The organism is Cypionkella sp. (assembly GCF_030652235.1).
Taxonomy (GTDB): Bacteria; Pseudomonadota; Alphaproteobacteria; order Rhodobacterales; family Rhodobacteraceae; genus Cypionkella.
Map to the genome: position 1 here is coordinate 90,315 of NZ_JAUSBA010000022.1, position 15,440 is coordinate 105,754.

A 15,440-nucleotide genomic window follows, 5' to 3' on the forward strand; every position below is an offset into this window, starting at 1 on the left:
GGGTGCGACAACCACCTTAGCCGGTTTGAGGCCGATGGGGTTAGCGTAGATTGAGGTGACTGGTTCAGATTTCTCCTTCGGTTAGGTTGTCGTTGGTGGTTGTCGCCGGTGCTTGATCATGGGCCAGTTTGCTGGCGGCAGCGGTGCGCTGTCGGAAGCTTTCGGCGTTCATTTCCAGGATTGTCGCGTGATGGACCAGCCGGTCGATGGCGGCGACGGTCATGGCTTTGTCCGGGAAGATCTGATCCCAGCCGCTAAAGGGTTGGTGGGCGGCGATGGCGATGCTGCGGTATTCGTAGCGCCGGGCGATCAGCTCGAAGAGGACGCCGGTCTCGGCCTGATCCTTGTGGGCGTAAGTGATATCATCGAGAATGATCAGGTCGAACTTGTCCAGTTTGGCCAAGGCGGTCGCGGGCGGTCATGCGGCGCCCCCCAGAAGAGCATCGAAGCTGGTGAGGGATGGGTGGGCCACAGCGACATCTTGGGGCAACGTCATGTGTCGCGGCGTTAACCGCAACGTCAGGGCCTCAGGATCTGGCAGGGTCCCGCAGGCAAGGTCTGCGGCGAGCAGGTGCGCCAGTTCGGCCTCACAGGCCCGTTCGTGGGCGATGAACAACAGATCGACCATGCGGCGGCAGGCATCCCGGCGCGGCAGGTCGCGCTGCAGGACCTTCAACGCCGCCCGCTGGTGGCTTCACAACCGTGTCGGTAGGTTGCGGGCCGTCGCCAATGGCTGGAAATCAGTGCGACGGGTGCGGCATGAGAACCACCGTCACGCTGGAAGGGTTCAAGGAATTGGACGCCGCGCTTGCTGACATGACCAAGGCGGTTGCCAAGCAGGTCATGCGGCGGGCGCTGGCAAAGGCGGCTGAACCAATGGCCGAACTGGCGCGCGGGTTTGCGCCGGTGGATGACGGGCACCTTAAGGGCAGCATCATTGTCAGCACCAAGCTGGCGGGCGGTGGCGCAGGTAAGAAAGCATTCGGCAAGGTTATGTCCAGTGGAGGCACCCGTGGTGAGGCTGTTGCAGTGGCGCGCGATGCGAACCGGGGGCAATCGCTCGTGGGGCTTGCAGGCTATGGCCGGAGAACCCGCTGATGGTGAACAGCACCGCGCAGGGCATCGCTGCGCCTTGGGCATTGGCCCCGAAATCAACACGGCTAAATCCCTCGCCATCGCTATGACCACCAACGCGATGTGCATGTATCAGGAACGCGGCGGGGGAAACCCTGCTGACCGGGCTGGCGGCATTGCAGGCTGATCCATCCGATATTCGCCGTGTTCGGCGCATGTTCTGGGCTGGCCTATCTCATGCCGTGGCTGTCACTGAGGCCGAGGCTGGCGATATCATGGATGAGGTTGGCGTGGCTGAGGCTGTGAGCCTGCTATCGCGGGCTGCAACTGCAGCCTTTCCAGCCGCTGAACCGGGAAACGCAGCCCCGGTCACGAAGCCCCGGAAAGTGCAGACTTCGTAGAGCAACTTCTAGGCCATTGGCTTGCCTCTGGCCTAGACTATGATCAATTCTGGCGGCTGATTCCGCGCGAAATCTTTGCCATCCTCGACGGGAATGCCAAGCGGATCAGCCGCGAATATGAGACGGCACGCCAGCAAAACCACGAACTGGCGCACCTGAACTGATCAGTAGCGCGCGCATCCTTAAGGCGCAGGAAGTCAAGCGATGCGTCAAGCAGGGCCAAAGGTTCGCCGCCGATCTCGCCAGCTTTAGCCCGTTGCTCTAGCTTCGCCAGCTCGGCTGCGATCTCGGCCTTGCTAGGATAAAGTTCGCGGTTGGCGTCGTCTGCTTCAAGAGCCGTCAAATAGCGCTGCCAGACAGCGCGCCCGAAGTCTGCCGTGGTGATTGCAGTGCGGGGTGATGCGTGCTTGAGCGGCGCTGGATTGGCGCTGTTTGCGCGTTGCTCTGCCGTTGCGATTTCAAGCTGTAACCTCGCAACCGCTGCCGGATGAAGGCGCAGCGCAGCGCGGCGATCACCGCCAAGAGGCTCTAGAAGTTCACTGCGCGGACTATCTAAGAACGGTCGCAACCGAACCGGCACCGCGATCCGCGCCCAGAATCTACCGTCTTTTTCTTTCCAGTATCGCAGTTTTCCGGCCATCGCTAAACCCCATTCCGGCACCAGCTTTGGCACTAAAAGCGGCACAACTACCCGTAATGCAAGGGTTTTATCTAACATCAATGGGATAGGATGGAGCGGGTGAAGGGAATCGAACCCTCGTATTCAGCTTGGGAAGCTGCTGCTCTGCCATTGAGCTACACCCGCAATATTGTTCAGGTATGCTAGCCACTCGCCCGCGTCAAGGTGGTTTGGTGAAAGCGCGCAGTTGGTTTTACGGCATGTTGATCTCTGTGCGCTCGCCGGGTTTGACCGTGGCGAGGGCTTCGGTCTCGGTGCCGTCTTTGGTGATAACGATGGCATAATCGCCGCCGGGCAGCGTGGTTTGGTCTTCGGCGTTGTAGTTGTGGAACAGCGATTTGCGGTTCCCGTTGATGTCTTTTTTGGCCGAGAAAATCTGCACTTCTGAAGCACCAGGCGCTGTGAAGGCCAGAACGCCAGCCTCTAGGATCACCGCGACATCGGTACGCTCGCCAGCCTTGATTCTGAACGGCACTTCGGCAGAGGCCGCACCCAGTTCGACATAGGCGATGTAATCGCCCGGCGAAAGTTTGGTTTGGTTGCCGGTGCCGTAAGCGGTGGTCAGATTCTCACGGCTGCCGTCAATGCTTTTCTTGGCGGATCTGATGCTGATCTGATGCGCGGTGCCTTCGATCACCATGCCTTCCACATAATAGCCCTCAATTGCGGCAAGGCCGACTTGGATGATTTCATCCTTTTCCAGCAGTTGGCCGGGGGTGAGGGCCAGGGTTTCGGTCTGGCTGGCAAGGCCAAGACCTGCGGTCAGCGTGACCTCACCTGCGGGCAGATAGACGCGGGTGTCGCCATAGAAGGTTGTGTTGACGCCGGAAGTTGTGGTGAAGTTCAGGCTGGCGTCGGGTTCAATCTCCCCACCTTCGGTGCCTTTCGGGTGCAAGATGACGCGGGCGGCGTTGACCACGACTTCCGGCGCGCTGAGAGTATCGGCGGTCAGGGTGATGTCTGTGGTCGCTTGGGTGGAATCGAGGGTGGTGATCAGGCGATACCTGCCGGGTTCTATATAGCCTTTGAAATCATTGTATTCGGTTGTGACGCGGTCGCTCGTGCTGCCATCGGGGTTGATCGCATAGATCTCCCAGTTCACTTGCGAAGTGTCATCGGGTTTGGCGACACCGGGAGCCAACAGCACTTTGGGTGCGAAGTTGATCTTCAACTGCGCGGGCTTGCTGGGTTTAGGGACTGGCACAGGTTCCGGCGCAGGCGCAGAGATCACGGTGGCTTGCAGCGCGACCGCCAGGCTGTCGAGATCATCGGCGGTGATGTATTGGCCGCCAGTGTCTTCGGCGAGGCAGGCGACTTGGTTGCCTTCGTCCTTGGTCAGACCAAAGCCCACCACATGCGCCGTGAAATCAACGCCAGAGGTTTCGAGTTCTTGCGCCAAAGCGCAGGGGTCGCCTTCACAGGTTTCAATGCCATCGGTGATCAGCACGACGGTGGCTTTTTCTTCGGTGGAATGCAGTTCGGCGGCGGCGCGGCGCACGGCGTCGGTCAGCGGGGTTTTGCCAAGGAATTGCATCTTGTCTGCAGCGGCGGCGATGGCGGGCGCGGTGCCTGTGGCCGGGGCGACCAGCGTTTCAATGTCGTCGCATGATCCTTTCGAGCGGTGGCCATAGGCGATCAGGCCCAACTCGGTATCGGCGGGAATGGTTTTCAGCACTTCGGCCAAAGCCTCACGCGCGATCTCAAGCTTCGGTTTGCCATCGATCTGGCCCCACATCGAGCCAGAGCCATCCAGCACGATAATGGTGCGGCCATCGGCAAGCGCGAGACTGGGAAGAAATAGCAAAAACAATGGAATAGCGCGCAAAATTGAGAAATCACGCATTGGTCGAATCCTTGGAAAATACGAACCGTACTGCGGTCAGCTTAGTCAACCCGGTTCAAAACGCAAAGGGCCTTGCAGATTGCTCTGCAAGGCCCTTCATCTGGTCGGACTTTCGTGGGGACTAGGATGGTCCGACCAGTGTTGTCGCGCGACGGGGAGCCGCGCCACAAATTCAGCTGCGAAGATTACATCTTCGGCAGCAGAACCGTGTCGATCACATGGATAACGCCGTTGGATTGCTTGACGTCGGCTTGAGTCACATTGGCGACATTGCCCATCTCGTCGGTGATCATGATTGCGCCGTCTTTCTCGGTCAGCGCCAGTTTGCAGCCGCCGACGGTGTCCACCATATGGGTGCCGCCATCGGTTTTGATCATGCCTGCGATATCGCCCGACATCGCATTGGCGGCGATGACATGGCAGGTCAGGATTTTGACCAAGCTGTCTTTATTCTCCGGCTTTAACAAAGTCTCAACCGTGCCTGCGGGCAGTTTGGCGAAAGCTTCGTTGGTTGGGGCCAGAACGGTGAATGGGCCAGCGCCCGACAGGGTTTCAACCAGGCCCGCAGCGGTTACGGCTGCGACCAGCGTGGTGTGGTCTTTCGAGTTCACAGCGTTTTCCACGATGTTTTTCTCGGGGAACATTTCTGCGCCACCGACCATCGGATTTTCGGCCAGCGCCATGCCGGACGAGAGCGCGAGAAACGCGGTTGCCATTGCGGCTTTGACCATACGGGAAGCGTTCATTGTGTTACCTCTTGTTGGTTGAAGGGCAAGACTGCCTTGCCTAGTGATGAAGGAACGTAAAAGGCGGCTGAAAAGTTTCAGCCGCCATGATTTTTTTTCGATTATTTTACGATAGAGAAGATTTATCTGAAACCATTGGTTTTTCAGATGGTTTTCAGCGGCCCTGCGGCAAGGACCGGCCCAGTCGGTTTGCCATCTGGGCCCCCGCCTTTGGGTTCTAGGGTGATCGCCAAGATATAACCCGCAGCGGCTTGGGGTGCTGGAATGGTCACCGAAGCCGCGGTCAGCACGCCCAAGGACACCGGAGCTTTGTCGCCCTCAATGATCCACAATTCGTAATCTTTGCCAGCTTCGGCATCGGTTCCGGCCAAACGAGTCAGCGTCAACTGATCGCCCGCTATGGCAGCGGCGTAGCGCAGCGGCGAGGCCTCGGCGGAAAGTTCGGCTGTCATCGTCGGGGCAGGTGGCATGGGTGGGGGCAGCATGACGAAGGCCGCGACGGCAATCGCGCCTGCGGTCAAAGCCCCCGCAGCCCAACCAAACCAGCGGCGGACTTTAACGGTTTGCGGGAACAGCCGCGCCTCAATCTGCGGCAGTAGGTTGGGGGCGGGGGACTCGGCGTAATCGTCGTTCAGATCGGACAGGCGATTTTGCCAATCATGCACCAAGGCTGCAAATGCAGGCTCGCGCTTTAGGCGCGATTCCACAGCCGTGCGCTCGGCAAGACCAAGCACGCCCAGCACATATTCGGCGGCGAGTGCCTCATGTTCTGGCAGTTCGAGAGGAGCGCTGGTCATTGTTCCATGCACTCCTTCAGCTTCAACAGACTGCGGCGCAACCAAGTGCGCATGGTATTCAGGGGCACGTTGAATTGGGCGGCAAGGTCGAGATACGAAGTGCCCGTCAGGTAGGCGCCACGCAGGGCTGCGGCCTTCTCGGCTTCCAACGTCTCAAAACATTGGTTGATACGCTTGACCTCGCCCGCCGCAATCAGCCGGGTTTCGGCGTGCGGCGCGGTATCAATCACCGCGTTCATCGCATCTTCATCGCCCGATTGAGTTTCGCGGCGCGCGCGCAGCCGATCAATCGCGTGGTTGCGGGCAAGAGCTATCAGCCAGGTCATGCCACGGCCTTTATCGGCTTCATACCGATTTGCCCGCAGCCATACCCTTGTGAACACCTCTTGCAACGCATCCTCCGCTTCTGCCCGGTTTCCCAAGATACGCAAGAGCACGCCCATAAGTTTCGCAGAGGCACTTGAATAGATTTGCCGGAATGCTATGCGATCCTGCGCGGCAATCCGGGAGAGTAGCTGTGCGATTGGATCATCCATAGACTGTCAACTTAGGGATGGCTGCGGATAGGTCAAGGGCGTCTGCGTCGGCCGCCGCTGCCCGCGCCCGATGTGTTGAAGCTGACATGCGGCAGGGTGACGATTTTCGACAGTTCCGGGAAGGTATCGACCGCGTTCGGGATGGCGGAAGCGTTGACGAAGTGTTCTTGAAAGCGCGGCTCGATGGCGGTTTCGACTTTGTGGATCTGATGCACCGTCGCCTCGATATAATCGCGCGCGCCAACATTGCAGAGCGCAATGCGCGCGCCTGTGCCCGCCGCGTTGCCCGCGCTGATCACTTTATCCAGCGGCACATCAGGGATCATGCCCAAAACCATCGCGTGTTTCGGGCTGATATGCGCGCCGAACGCGCCTGCAAGAACGACCTTTTCGACGGTCTCAATGCCCATCTCATCCATCAGCAGCTTGGCCCCGGCGTAAAGCGCTGCTTTCGCCAGTTGGATGGCGCGGATATCGCCTTGGGTGACAGTGATCATCGGGCCGCCGGTCGCAGTGCCGTCGTGCAGCACATAAGAATGGGTGCGACCTTCGGGGATACAGCGGTTGGTTCCGGTTTGATCGGCGCCACCGACGAGGCCACCTTGGTCGACAAGGCCCGCCATGCGCATCTCGGCCACGGCTTCGATGATGCCAGAGCCGCAGATGCCAGTGATGCCGCTGCCAGCAGTGGCAGCGGCAAAGCCGGGATCTGTGGACCACAGATCGCTGCCGATGACGCGGAAGCGCGGTTCTTTGGTGATAGGGTCGATTTCCACCCGCTCAATTGCGCCAGGAGCCGCGCGTTGACCGGACGAGATTTGCGCGCCTTCAAAGGCCGGGCCGGTGGGGGAAGAACAGGCCAGCACGCGGGTTTCATTGCCAAGCAGAAGTTCGGCATTGGTGCCAACATCGACGATCAGCACCATTTCTTTTGACTTGTTGGGCTCTTCCGACAAGGCGACAGCGGCGCAATCCGCGCCAACATGGCCCGCGATACAGGGCAGGATATAGACGCGGGCGGCAGGGTTAACCGCCTGAATGTCGAGGTCAGCGGCGTCCAGCACCAGCGAACCCGAGGTCGCCAGCGCAAACGGGGCTTGGCCCAACTCCACTGGATCAATGCCCAGCAGCAAATGGTGCATCACCGGATTGCAGACGAAGGTGATCTCATAAATCGAGGTCGGCACGATTTTGGCTTCGGTCGCGATCGACTGGATCAGACCGTTCAAAGCGGTGCGCACGGCGGCAGTCATTTCAACATCGCCACCGGGGTTCATCATCGCATAGGATACCCGGCTCATCAGGTCTTCACCAAAGCGGATTTGCGGGTTCATCACACCAGAAGACGCCAGCACCGAGCCATCATGCAGATCGCAGAGATGAGCGGCAATTGTGGTGGAGCCCAGGTCGATGGCGAGGCCATACAGCTTGCCCTCATGGAACCCCGGCCAGATATCAAGGATGCGGTGGCGGGCGTCGTTGTTGCCTTTGTGCAGCGCCACGGTGACTTTCCATTCGCCCTTGCGCAAAGCCGGTTGCAAACGGCGCAGGATCGGCAGTTCGGCGGCAACCTCGCCCACGCCCCATTGCGCTTGCAGCGCGGTCACAAGCCGCTCAAAATCCCCTGTGGGTTCGTGCATGTCGGGTTCGGCAACCTCGACGTAAAGCGCGCGGGTGGCGGGGTCCATCACGATATCGCGCTGTGACGCCGACTTGCGGATCACCTGCTTGTGCACCTGAGATTCTGGCGGCACGTCGATGACGACGTCGCCCATCACGCAGGCCTGACAGCCCAGACGCCGGCCATCCATCATGCCGCGCTTGGATTTGTAGCGTTCCTCGACGCTGTTCCATTCGCTCAAAGCATCCGCCTCAACCGTAACGCCATGCTTGGAAAACTCGCCGTAGCCCGGTGTGATCTGGCATTTCGAGCAAATCCCGCGCCCACCGCAGACAGAATCAAGATCGACGCCCAACTGACGCGCGGCTGTCAGCACTGGCGTGCCATGCGCAAACCGCCCGCGCTTGCCCGAGGGGGTGAAAATGACGAGGGCATCTTGGGTGGTGGCTTGTGCGGCTTCGGTCATGGCATCCTCACTTCAGGCGAACGTATAGGCGATATCGGGGAAGGCATCGGCGGCGAAAGTGTAGAACCAGCGCACCGGTTGATCGGCGGCCAGCACTCCATGCACGGCATCGCCGGGAATGAAAAGAGCAACGCCGGGTTTCAGGCTATGGGCGGTGCCGTTGATCTGCACGTCAACTTCGCCTTCAAGGCCGAAGTAAAGCTCTGGCTGCGGGTGAGAATGCAGGGCTAAAGTGTCGCCCTTGGCCATCAAAGCGATGCCGCAAACCAATGTATCGCTCGCGGTAACATCGCCGGAGATCAGGGTTTTCCAACGTATGGTTCCGCGCGCGGCATTGTCCCACGTCATGTCGGGCAGGTTAGCTTGGTCGATCCTTACCGGATGTGTCATGCGACCCTCATTGTTCTGAGGCAAACCCTAAGCTGGATCTGCGTCGCATCATTGCCTGTTCGCGGCATATCAGGCGCGGTCTGCGCCGTTCAGCCAAGCAAGGATTGCGGCGCGGTCGCCATCAAGCCGTGGGGCAGGGGCGCGGGCGGTGATCTCATCCAGCGTAGACATTTTGATCGGATTGCCTGCGGCGGTAAAGCTGGGGCCGCCGGGGTTTGCGGCCACGGGCAGCACCATGTGACGCGCCAGCAATTGCGGGTCTTGCAACACCTGGCCCATGTCTTGCACCCGGCCTGTAGGCAAGTGAGCGGCTTCCAGCGTGGCGATCCAATGCGCTGCGGGGGCGCCCAAGGTCACGGCCTCGATCAACCGTTTTAGCAACGCGTGGTGGTCGCAGCGGGCGGCGTTGGTCGCAAAGCGCGGATCGGTAGCAAGCGGCAGGTTGAGTGCGGTGCAAAGCGTGGCAAACATCGCATCATTGCCCGCCGCGATCACGAAAAACCCGTCCGCCGCGCGATAGGTCGAAAACGGCGTGATGGTGGGATGCCGTGCGCCGGTGCGGCCCGGAGGCGTGCCAGTGGCGGTGGTGATAGCGACGCTGTGTTCCTGAATGGCCAGTTGCGCATCCAGCATGGCGATGTCGATTTTAGCGCCTAATCCGGTTTTTTCGCGATCGTAAAGTGCCGCCAACACGCCCTGCGCCAGAAACATCCCTGCCACGATGTCACCGATAGAGGCCCCGACGCGCACGGGCGGGCCACCTTCTTCGCCGGTGATGCTCATCACCCCACCGCGCGCTTGCACCACCATGTCATAGGCGGGTTTCGCGGCATCGGGGCCAGTGTGGCCAAAGCCAGACACCGCACCATAGATCAGCCGGGGGTGTTTGGCGTGCAGGTAGTCATAGCCATAGCCCAGCCGCTCCATCACGCCGGGGCGGTAGTTTTCCAAGACCACATCGGCCCGCGCCAACAACCGTTCAAAAATCGCGCGGTCATCGTCTGCCTTCAGATCAAGGCTGATCGAGGCTTTCCCGGCATTCAGCGCCGCGAAATAGGCACTTTCCCCTGCGATGAAGGGTGGAAAAGACCGGGTATCGTCGCCACTGCCGGGACGCTCCAGCTTGATCACCCGAGCGCCCAGATCGGCCAGTGTCATGCTGCAATAGGGGCCTGCCAGCACATGAGTGAGATCGATGATCGTGATGCCAGAGAGCGGGGCCATCGGGTTTCCGGTTATGTCGTGGTGAACTGTTTGGCAAGCTTTAGGCCCTGACCTTGATAGTTTGATGAAATCTCGCGACCATAAAGGGTTTCGGGGCGCTCGGCCATCCGCTCGTAGACCAGCCGCCCGACGATCTGGCCATGTTCCAGCACGAACGGGGCCTCATGGCAGCGCACTTCCAGAACGCCACGACTGCCCGCACCACCTGCCTCGGCATGGCCAAAACCGGGGTCGAAGAAGCCTGCGTAATGCACGCGGAATTCGCCCACCATGGCCAAGAACGGGGCCATTTCGGCGGCGTAGTCGGGTGGTATGGTGACGGCTTCGCGGGACACCAGAATATAGAATGCGCCGGGATCCAGGATGATGCGGCCGTTTTGGGAATGGATTTCCTCCCAGAACTCAGGCGCGGGATAATAACCGATTTTGTCGAGATCGACGACCCCGGTGTGCGGCTTGGCGCGGTAGCCGACCAGATCGCCCTTGGCGGGCTTAAGGTCGACTGAGAAGCCGAGGCCTTCCGAGATCAGGGCTTCGCCGGAGACAAGGGGGTCTTTGGCGTTTAGCGCTGTCAGTTCGGCATCGGACAGCACGGCTTGGCCTTGGCGGAAGCGGATCTGGTTCAGGCGTTGGCCTGCCCGCACCAGCACCGAGAAGCTTTTCGGGCAGACCTCGGCATAAAGCGGGCCATGATAGCCCTCGGCGATGCGGTCAAATTCGGTGCCGCCGTCGGTGATCAGCCTTGTCAGCAAATCGAGCCGCCCAGTGGAGGATTTGGCATTGGCGACGGCGGTGATGCCTTGCGGCAGGGCAAGGCTTTCCATTAACGGCACGACATAGACGCAGCCTTTTTCCAGCACAGCACCTTGGGTGAGGTCTATGCGGTGCATCTCAAATTCGGCGATGCGGTCCGCGGCTGTGCGGCCCTTACCGATCAGGAACGACGCGCGGACGCGGTAGGCCACGCTGCCAAGCCGCAGATCAAGGCTGGCGGGCTGGATTTGTTCGGGATTAATCGCTGGGCTGGCGGTGATCGCTCCGCTGGCAATCAGGCCGCGCAGGCTTTGGGCAGGTAGCACGCCGGGTTGGCTCATCACTTTATCCTCTAAACGAAAACGCCCGCGCTGCTGGTTGGCAGGCGGGCGGTTTTCGATTTGGTCGGGCCAGAGAGATTTGAACTCTCGACCTTCCGCCCCCCAGACGGACGCGCTAACCAGGCTGCGCTATGGCCCGACACGCGGTCTACATACTGATATTCCGGGCGGGAGCAAGCAGGAAAGCGCAAGACGATCAATGCTATGTTCTGGGGTGGCGCGGGGCGGCCCGCAAGCGCGCGCGAAGTGAAATCAAACGGGCGCGCAAGACATGCAGATCGGTCTGCCGATCTTGCAAAGTATGCACGGGCAGGGCGCGCAGACGCTTGATCAGCGGAGCATCGGCAGGCCAGAGCGGAGACTTGGCTTGGCTTTTCGATTTTGTTGCAACTTCAATGGTTTCCACTGCGATAGTTGTCGTAACCAGTGTGACAACTTCGGAGCTTTCCGGTTCAACCTCAAGCAGTTCAACCTCTACCGCATCGCCCGCATCCCCGACCAGATCGGCGAAGTTGAAGCTGGGCTCGGGTTCTGATTTAGGCTCGCTGCGGCGCAGGGCGGTTTCCAACGCGACGATGGTGGCTGTCGTGGCCTTTTTGGGCGGCAGATCGACCTCATCCCGGGAGCCGAAATTAGAGGCCAGTGCCGCCTCTAACGCGGCTTCGGCATCCATGTCGATATCATCCGGTATAGGCTGACCGGACAAACCAGCCACATGCCGCACGCCCTGTTCGCGCAGAATTTTCTGCACGCCGCGAATGGTCAAGCCCTCGTCATGCAACAGCCGTTTGATGCCGGTCAGCAACGCCACATCAGCGGGGCGGTAATAGCGCCGCCCACCTGCCCGTTTTACTGGGCGAATCTGAGGGAAACGGCTTTCCCAAAACCGCAGCACATGCGCTGGGGTCTGAAGGTCATCGGCCACCTCGGAAATGGTGCGGAAGGCGTCTGGCGACTTTTCCACCCGCTGCAATCCTTACTTCTTGCCAGCCGCCACGCGGTCTTTCATCAGATGCGAGGGCCGAAAAGTCAGCACGCGGCGCGGCGAGATCGGAACCTCATCGCCGGTTTTCGGATTGCGACCGACGCGGGCGGTTTTGTCGCGCACCGAGAACGTACCGAAGGACGAGATTTTAACTGTCTCACCCGATGCCAACGAATCAGACATGTGCTGCAACACCGCTTCGACCAGTTCGGACGATTCGTTGCGGCTGAGGCCAACTTCGTGGAACACCGCTTCGGACAAATCCATACGCGTTAAGGTCTTCTCGCTCATCATATCCCCCCAGGGTTATTTTCGGATACGATGCGCGGTCTGGAATTGCGAGTCAATAACAGTGACTTGGCAGACGTTCTTAAATGCGTATTTCAACGCATTACCAGCGCAGAACCACCGAGCCCCACGCCAATCCGCCACCGATTGCCTCTGTAACCAGCAGGTCACCCTGCTTGATCTGGCCGCGCGCGCGGCCAACCGACAACGCGAGGGGAATCGATGCGGCCGAGGTGTTGCCGTGATCTTGCACCGTCACCACCACATGATCCATGCCAAGCTGCATGCGCTTTGCAGTCGCCTCGATGATGCGGATGTTCGCCTGATGCGGCACGATCCAATCGACATCGTCGCCGGTCATGCCGATTTTCGCCAAGGCAGTATGCGCGGTTTCGGCCAGCTTTTCGACGGCGTGGCGGAAAACCTCTTTGCCCTGCATCCGCAGATGGCCGGTGGTGCCTGTTGAGCTGCCACCATCGACGTAAAGCAGATTGCCATAACGGCCATCGGAATTCAGATCGGTGGCAAGGATGCCGCGATCACTGTTGTCACCCGCGCCCTCGGCGGCTTCCAGCACCAACGCGCCCGCGCCATCGCCGAACAAAACGCAGGTCGAGCGGTCTTTCCAATCCATCAGGCGGCTGAAAGTCTCGGCGCCGATCACCAGCACCCGCTTGGCTTGCCCCGTCAGGATCAGCGCATTGGCGTTGGTCAAAGCAAACACGAAACCCGCGCAGACGGCTTGCACATCAAACGCAAAGCCACGCGTCATGCCCAAGGCACCTTGGATCGTGGTGGCGCAGGAGGGAAAGGTGAAATCGGCCGTCGAAGTGGCGACGATGATCGCATCAATATCAGAGGGGTGCAGCCCCGCATCAGCGAGGGCTGCCAAAGCCGCGCGCGTCCCCAGATCAGCCGTGGTCTGGCCTTCGGCGGCGTAGTGGCGGCGCTCGATGCCCGAACGGGACTTGATCCATTCGTCGGTGGTCTCAACCAAAGCCTCTAGTTCGGAGTTCGGCACGATCCGGTCGGGCAGATAATGCCCGACGCCTTTTACAACGGCGCGTATTGTCATTCGTTGGACTTTGCCTCCGCCCCATCTGCGCCGATCTCAGCATGGGCATCCTGCCCCGCGCGCCCGGTCGATGCAACCCGTGCCGCAAGCCTTTCCAGAAAGCCCGCGTTGGATAACTGGTATGCGAGGGTGATGGCAGCGGCGACGCCAGTTGCATCGGCAGAGCCGTGCGATTTGATCACGGTGCCGTTCAGCCCCAGAAAAATCCCGCCATTGACCCGACGCGGGTCCATCCGGCGTTGCAGGCGTTTCAGTGAATTCAACGCCAGAAGGGCCGCAAACTTCGATAGGATGCCCGCGTTGAACGCCTCTTTCATAAAGTCTGAAATCAGCTTGGCGGTGCCTTCGGCTGTTTTCAGCGCGATATTGCCGGTGAACCCGTCGGTGACGATCACATCCACCCGGTCAGACGGCAAATCGCCACCCTCGACAAAGCCGATGTATTCATAGCCACCCGCCTCGGCGGCCACGGCCAACTGATCATTGGCCTCTTTCAGCTCGGCGCGGCCTTTGTGTTCTTCAGTGCCGACATTCAGCAGCCCGACGCGCGGGCGCGTCAGTTTCATGCCGTTGCGGGCATAGGATGCCCCCATCGCGGCATATTGCAGCAAATCAGCGGCTTCGGCTTTGATATCGGCGCCAACATCCAGCATCACATTAAAGCCGCCAGGATTGCGCGAGGGCCACATGCAGGCAATCGCCGGGCGGTTGACGCCCGGCAGCTTGCGCAGACGGATCATCGACACCGCCATCAGCGCCCCGGTATTGCCACACGATACCGCAACCGTCGCCTCGCCGTCCTTCACCGCATCAATGCAGGACCACATCGAGGTGCCCTGACCGCTGCGCATCACCTGAGACGGCTTATCGCTCATCGACACCACGCGCGGAGCGTGGCGCAGAGTGACTCGAGACGCCAATTCCGGGTGCTTCGCCAGCAAGGGCGCTACAATCGCAGAATCACCATGCAGCAGAAAGCTCGCATCCGGCAGTTGCGCGGCAGACAGCACGAGACCGGCGACAACTGCCACCGGCCCGCGATCTGATCCCATCGCATCAACAGAAATGACGATGCCACTTGCACCAAGCTTAGACGGAGTTTCTGATCCGGTTTCCACGAGGCGCAAGCAGGACTAAGGGCGGCTTACGCCGCGTCCTCGTCTACTTCCACGGCTTTGGTGGCGACAACTTCGCGCGCATCGTAATGACCGCAAGACGGGCAAACGTGGTGCGGGCGCTTCAGTTCGCCACAGTTGGTGCAATCTTGCGGGTTGCCTGCAACCAATGCGTCATGCGAGCGACGCATGTTGCGTTTGGAGCTGGTGGTGCGGTTCTGCGGGACAGCCATGTCACGACCTCGGATAGTGGGGGACAGGCCCCGGATTTTAGTTTGATTTCAGAGTCTTGCTACACATAGAACGACCGCGCAACAAAGCTCTCAATGAGGCGCGGAACATAGTCAGATTTCCGCCACGTGCAACCCCCTTTCTGCAAAGGGTCGCGGATCGCGCCAAACCGCCTATTCAGCCGCCGGCTCATCTGGCTTTTTCAGCTTATCCGCCAATGCGGCCAATCCGGCAAAAGGTTTCAGGTCGGCGGACCGCAACGGCTCTACGCCGGGGGCAGCAAAAGCGGCCTCGGCAAATTCAGCGCCGCGTGCGCGTGGGTAAAGTGGCAAAGCCAGCGCCAAAGCCTCAATCGCCACCGCCGCGATGTCGATGATTTCTGGCAAAGCCTCGGTGTCATCCTCTGGGATTTCCAGCTCATCCGCGTCGGGCTGGGCGTAGTCATAAGCATAGCGCCGCTGGGTCACATCGGCCACACGGCTGCGCACCGGGGCGAGGGTGACCGAACAAGGCTGAATCACCAATGCGGCAAGATCAGCCCGCAGCATCACATCGGCGCGGCCTAACGGGGTCAATTCGCCCTTAAAGCTGAACTCTGGCAGATCAATCAGATCCAGTGCTGCGGCAATCTGGCGGCGGGCGGCATCATCCGGCGCGAAGTTGAACCGCAGGGCCTTGCGCCCCGACACCAAAGCCGAGCGATAGGGTTGGCTGGGCAAGCCCGGGTTGGAAGCAGTTACATCGGTCATCGAGATTTCCCCAATCGTGGTCTTTTCCGGCCTATCCCATCAAGTCATGCGGGTTATTCCGGTGTTTTCGGTCGCATCCGCGTTCCATTCTTGAACAGAGCCGCGTCCTTCTGTAAGCCAAAAGCA

Annotated in this window: 18 protein-coding genes, 2 tRNA genes and 1 pseudogene; 2 read left to right on the forward strand and 19 right to left on the reverse strand. The window is 60.1% G+C overall.

What is annotated here, in order from left to right:
• Nucleotides 1-64: 64 nt before the first annotated feature.
• A pseudogene (locus Q7V03_RS06195) lies at nt 65-403 on the reverse strand (ATP-binding protein); the annotation flags it as partial.
• 15 nt (nt 404-418) lie between these two features.
• On the reverse strand, nt 419-676 hold the full coding sequence (locus Q7V03_RS06200; RefSeq protein ID WP_304924769.1) for a hypothetical protein: 258 nt from the start codon (nt 674-676) through the stop codon (nt 419-421).
• A gap of 83 nt (nt 677-759) precedes the next feature.
• Between Q7V03_RS06200 and Q7V03_RS06205 the strand changes: the two genes are divergently transcribed.
• The gene (locus Q7V03_RS06205; protein ID WP_304924735.1) at nt 760-1,098 is read left to right on the forward strand and encodes an HK97 gp10 family phage protein; all 339 of its coding nucleotides are present in this window, start codon (nt 760-762) and stop codon (nt 1,096-1,098) included.
• Nucleotides 1,079-1,261: a hypothetical protein gene (locus Q7V03_RS06210; protein WP_304924736.1), complete on the forward strand. Its 183-nt coding sequence runs from the start codon at nt 1,079-1,081 to the stop codon at nt 1,259-1,261. Before Q7V03_RS06205 ends, Q7V03_RS06210 begins: the two co-directional genes overlap by 20 nt.
• A gap of 257 nt (nt 1,262-1,518) precedes the next feature.
• On the opposite strand, the gene Q7V03_RS06215 is transcribed toward Q7V03_RS06210, so the two are convergent.
• From Q7V03_RS06215 to Q7V03_RS06295, 17 genes are all read right to left on the reverse strand, one after another.
• Nucleotides 1,519-2,193 (reverse strand): hypothetical protein, encoded by a 675-nt coding sequence (locus Q7V03_RS06215; protein WP_304924737.1) that lies wholly within the window; start codon nt 2,191-2,193, stop codon nt 1,519-1,521.
• 13 nt (nt 2,194-2,206) lie between these two features.
• Nucleotides 2,207-2,280, reverse strand: a tRNA-Gly gene (locus tag Q7V03_RS06220).
• Nucleotides 2,281-2,347: 67 nt separating this feature from the next.
• Nucleotides 2,348-3,997, reverse strand: coding sequence for a VWA domain-containing protein (locus tag Q7V03_RS06225; protein ID WP_304924738.1), 1,650 nt, complete (start codon nt 3,995-3,997; stop codon nt 2,348-2,350).
• A 185-nt stretch (nt 3,998-4,182) separates the two neighbouring features.
• On the reverse strand, nt 4,183-4,743 hold the full coding sequence (locus Q7V03_RS06230) for a fasciclin domain-containing protein (RefSeq protein ID WP_304924739.1): 561 nt from the start codon (nt 4,741-4,743) through the stop codon (nt 4,183-4,185).
• Nucleotides 4,744-4,886: 143 nt separating this feature from the next.
• A complete protein-coding gene (locus Q7V03_RS06235; protein WP_304924740.1) occupies nt 4,887-5,540 on the reverse strand; it encodes an anti-sigma factor domain-containing protein in 654 nt (217 codons plus the stop codon).
• Nucleotides 5,537-6,076 (reverse strand): sigma-70 family RNA polymerase sigma factor, encoded by a 540-nt coding sequence (locus Q7V03_RS06240; protein WP_304924741.1) that lies wholly within the window; start codon nt 6,074-6,076, stop codon nt 5,537-5,539. The genes Q7V03_RS06235 and Q7V03_RS06240 overlap by 4 nt, the downstream gene beginning before the upstream one ends.
• A 32-nt stretch (nt 6,077-6,108) precedes the next feature.
• Nucleotides 6,109-8,163 (reverse strand): ASKHA domain-containing protein, encoded by a 2,055-nt coding sequence (locus tag Q7V03_RS06245; RefSeq protein ID WP_304924742.1) that lies wholly within the window; start codon nt 8,161-8,163, stop codon nt 6,109-6,111.
• Nucleotides 8,164-8,175: 12 nt separating this feature from the next.
• The gene (locus Q7V03_RS06250; RefSeq protein ID WP_304924743.1) at nt 8,176-8,553 is read right to left on the reverse strand and encodes a cupin domain-containing protein; all 378 of its coding nucleotides are present in this window, start codon (nt 8,551-8,553) and stop codon (nt 8,176-8,178) included.
• Between the two features lie 69 nt (nt 8,554-8,622).
• Entirely contained in the window at nt 8,623-9,777 is a 1,155-nt protein-coding gene (locus Q7V03_RS06255; protein WP_304924744.1) for a CaiB/BaiF CoA-transferase family protein, read from the reverse strand.
• 11 nt (nt 9,778-9,788) lie between these two features.
• Nucleotides 9,789-10,871, reverse strand: a complete 1,083-nt coding sequence (locus tag Q7V03_RS06260) for a 2'-deoxycytidine 5'-triphosphate deaminase (protein WP_304924745.1) — start codon at nt 10,869-10,871, stop codon at nt 9,789-9,791.
• A gap of 61 nt (nt 10,872-10,932) precedes the next feature.
• Nucleotides 10,933-11,010, reverse strand: a tRNA-Pro gene (locus Q7V03_RS06265).
• Nucleotides 11,011-11,073: 63 nt separating this feature from the next.
• Nucleotides 11,074-11,835: a MerR family transcriptional regulator gene (locus Q7V03_RS06270; protein WP_304924746.1), complete on the reverse strand. Its 762-nt coding sequence runs from the start codon at nt 11,833-11,835 to the stop codon at nt 11,074-11,076.
• Between the two features lie 12 nt (nt 11,836-11,847).
• On the reverse strand, nt 11,848-12,147 hold the full coding sequence (gene ihfA / locus Q7V03_RS06275; protein WP_304924747.1) for an integration host factor subunit alpha: 300 nt from the start codon (nt 12,145-12,147) through the stop codon (nt 11,848-11,850).
• A 100-nt stretch (nt 12,148-12,247) separates the two neighbouring features.
• Complete coding sequence (locus Q7V03_RS06280) at nt 12,248-13,219, reverse strand: beta-ketoacyl-ACP synthase III (protein ID WP_304924748.1); 972 nt, start codon at nt 13,217-13,219, stop codon at nt 12,248-12,250.
• Nucleotides 13,216-14,346, reverse strand: a complete 1,131-nt coding sequence (gene plsX, locus Q7V03_RS06285) for a phosphate acyltransferase PlsX (RefSeq protein WP_304924749.1) — start codon at nt 14,344-14,346, stop codon at nt 13,216-13,218. The genes Q7V03_RS06280 and plsX overlap by 4 nt, the downstream gene beginning before the upstream one ends.
• Nucleotides 14,347-14,363: 17 nt before the next feature.
• Nucleotides 14,364-14,567: a 50S ribosomal protein L32 gene (gene rpmF, locus Q7V03_RS06290; protein ID WP_054006057.1), complete on the reverse strand. Its 204-nt coding sequence runs from the start codon at nt 14,565-14,567 to the stop codon at nt 14,364-14,366.
• 171 nt (nt 14,568-14,738) lie between these two features.
• The gene (locus Q7V03_RS06295) at nt 14,739-15,314 is read right to left on the reverse strand and encodes a DUF177 domain-containing protein (protein WP_304924750.1); all 576 of its coding nucleotides are present in this window, start codon (nt 15,312-15,314) and stop codon (nt 14,739-14,741) included.
• Nucleotides 15,315-15,440 lie beyond the last annotated feature (126 nt).

What these genes read in the sequence shown, in the direction of transcription:
- Q7V03_RS06250 (WP_304924743.1), bottom strand. Translation starts at nt 8,553, where the DNA reads ATGACACATCCGGTAAGGATCGACCAAGCTAACCTGCCCGACATGACG.
- Q7V03_RS06225 (WP_304924738.1), bottom strand. Translation starts at nt 3,997, where the DNA reads ATGCGTGATTTCTCAATTTTGCGCGCTATTCCATTGTTTTTGCTATTT.
- ihfA (WP_304924747.1), bottom strand. Translation starts at nt 12,147, where the DNA reads ATGAGCGAGAAGACCTTAACGCGTATGGATTTGTCCGAAGCGGTGTTC.
- Q7V03_RS06215 (WP_304924737.1), bottom strand. Translation starts at nt 2,193, where the DNA reads ATGTTAGATAAAACCCTTGCATTACGGGTAGTTGTGCCGCTTTTAGTG.
- Q7V03_RS06235 (WP_304924740.1), bottom strand. Translation starts at nt 5,540, where the DNA reads ATGACCAGCGCTCCTCTCGAACTGCCAGAACATGAGGCACTCGCCGCC.
- Q7V03_RS06280 (WP_304924748.1), bottom strand. Translation starts at nt 13,219, where the DNA reads ATGACAATACGCGCCGTTGTAAAAGGCGTCGGGCATTATCTGCCCGAC.
- Q7V03_RS06260 (WP_304924745.1), bottom strand. Translation starts at nt 10,871, where the DNA reads ATGAGCCAACCCGGCGTGCTACCTGCCCAAAGCCTGCGCGGCCTGATT.
- Q7V03_RS06240 (WP_304924741.1), bottom strand. Translation starts at nt 6,076, where the DNA reads ATGGATGATCCAATCGCACAGCTACTCTCCCGGATTGCCGCGCAGGAT.
- Q7V03_RS06230 (WP_304924739.1), bottom strand. Translation starts at nt 4,743, where the DNA reads ATGAACGCTTCCCGTATGGTCAAAGCCGCAATGGCAACCGCGTTTCTC.
- Q7V03_RS06205 (WP_304924735.1), top strand. Translation starts at nt 760, where the DNA reads ATGAGAACCACCGTCACGCTGGAAGGGTTCAAGGAATTGGACGCCGCG.
- Q7V03_RS06295 (WP_304924750.1), bottom strand. Translation starts at nt 15,314, where the DNA reads ATGACCGATGTAACTGCTTCCAACCCGGGCTTGCCCAGCCAACCCTAT.
- Q7V03_RS06245 (WP_304924742.1), bottom strand. Translation starts at nt 8,163, where the DNA reads ATGACCGAAGCCGCACAAGCCACCACCCAAGATGCCCTCGTCATTTTC.
- rpmF (WP_054006057.1), bottom strand. Translation starts at nt 14,567, where the DNA reads ATGGCTGTCCCGCAGAACCGCACCACCAGCTCCAAACGCAACATGCGT.
- Q7V03_RS06255 (WP_304924744.1), bottom strand. Translation starts at nt 9,777, where the DNA reads ATGGCCCCGCTCTCTGGCATCACGATCATCGATCTCACTCATGTGCTG.
- Q7V03_RS06210 (WP_304924736.1), top strand. Translation starts at nt 1,079, where the DNA reads ATGGCCGGAGAACCCGCTGATGGTGAACAGCACCGCGCAGGGCATCGC.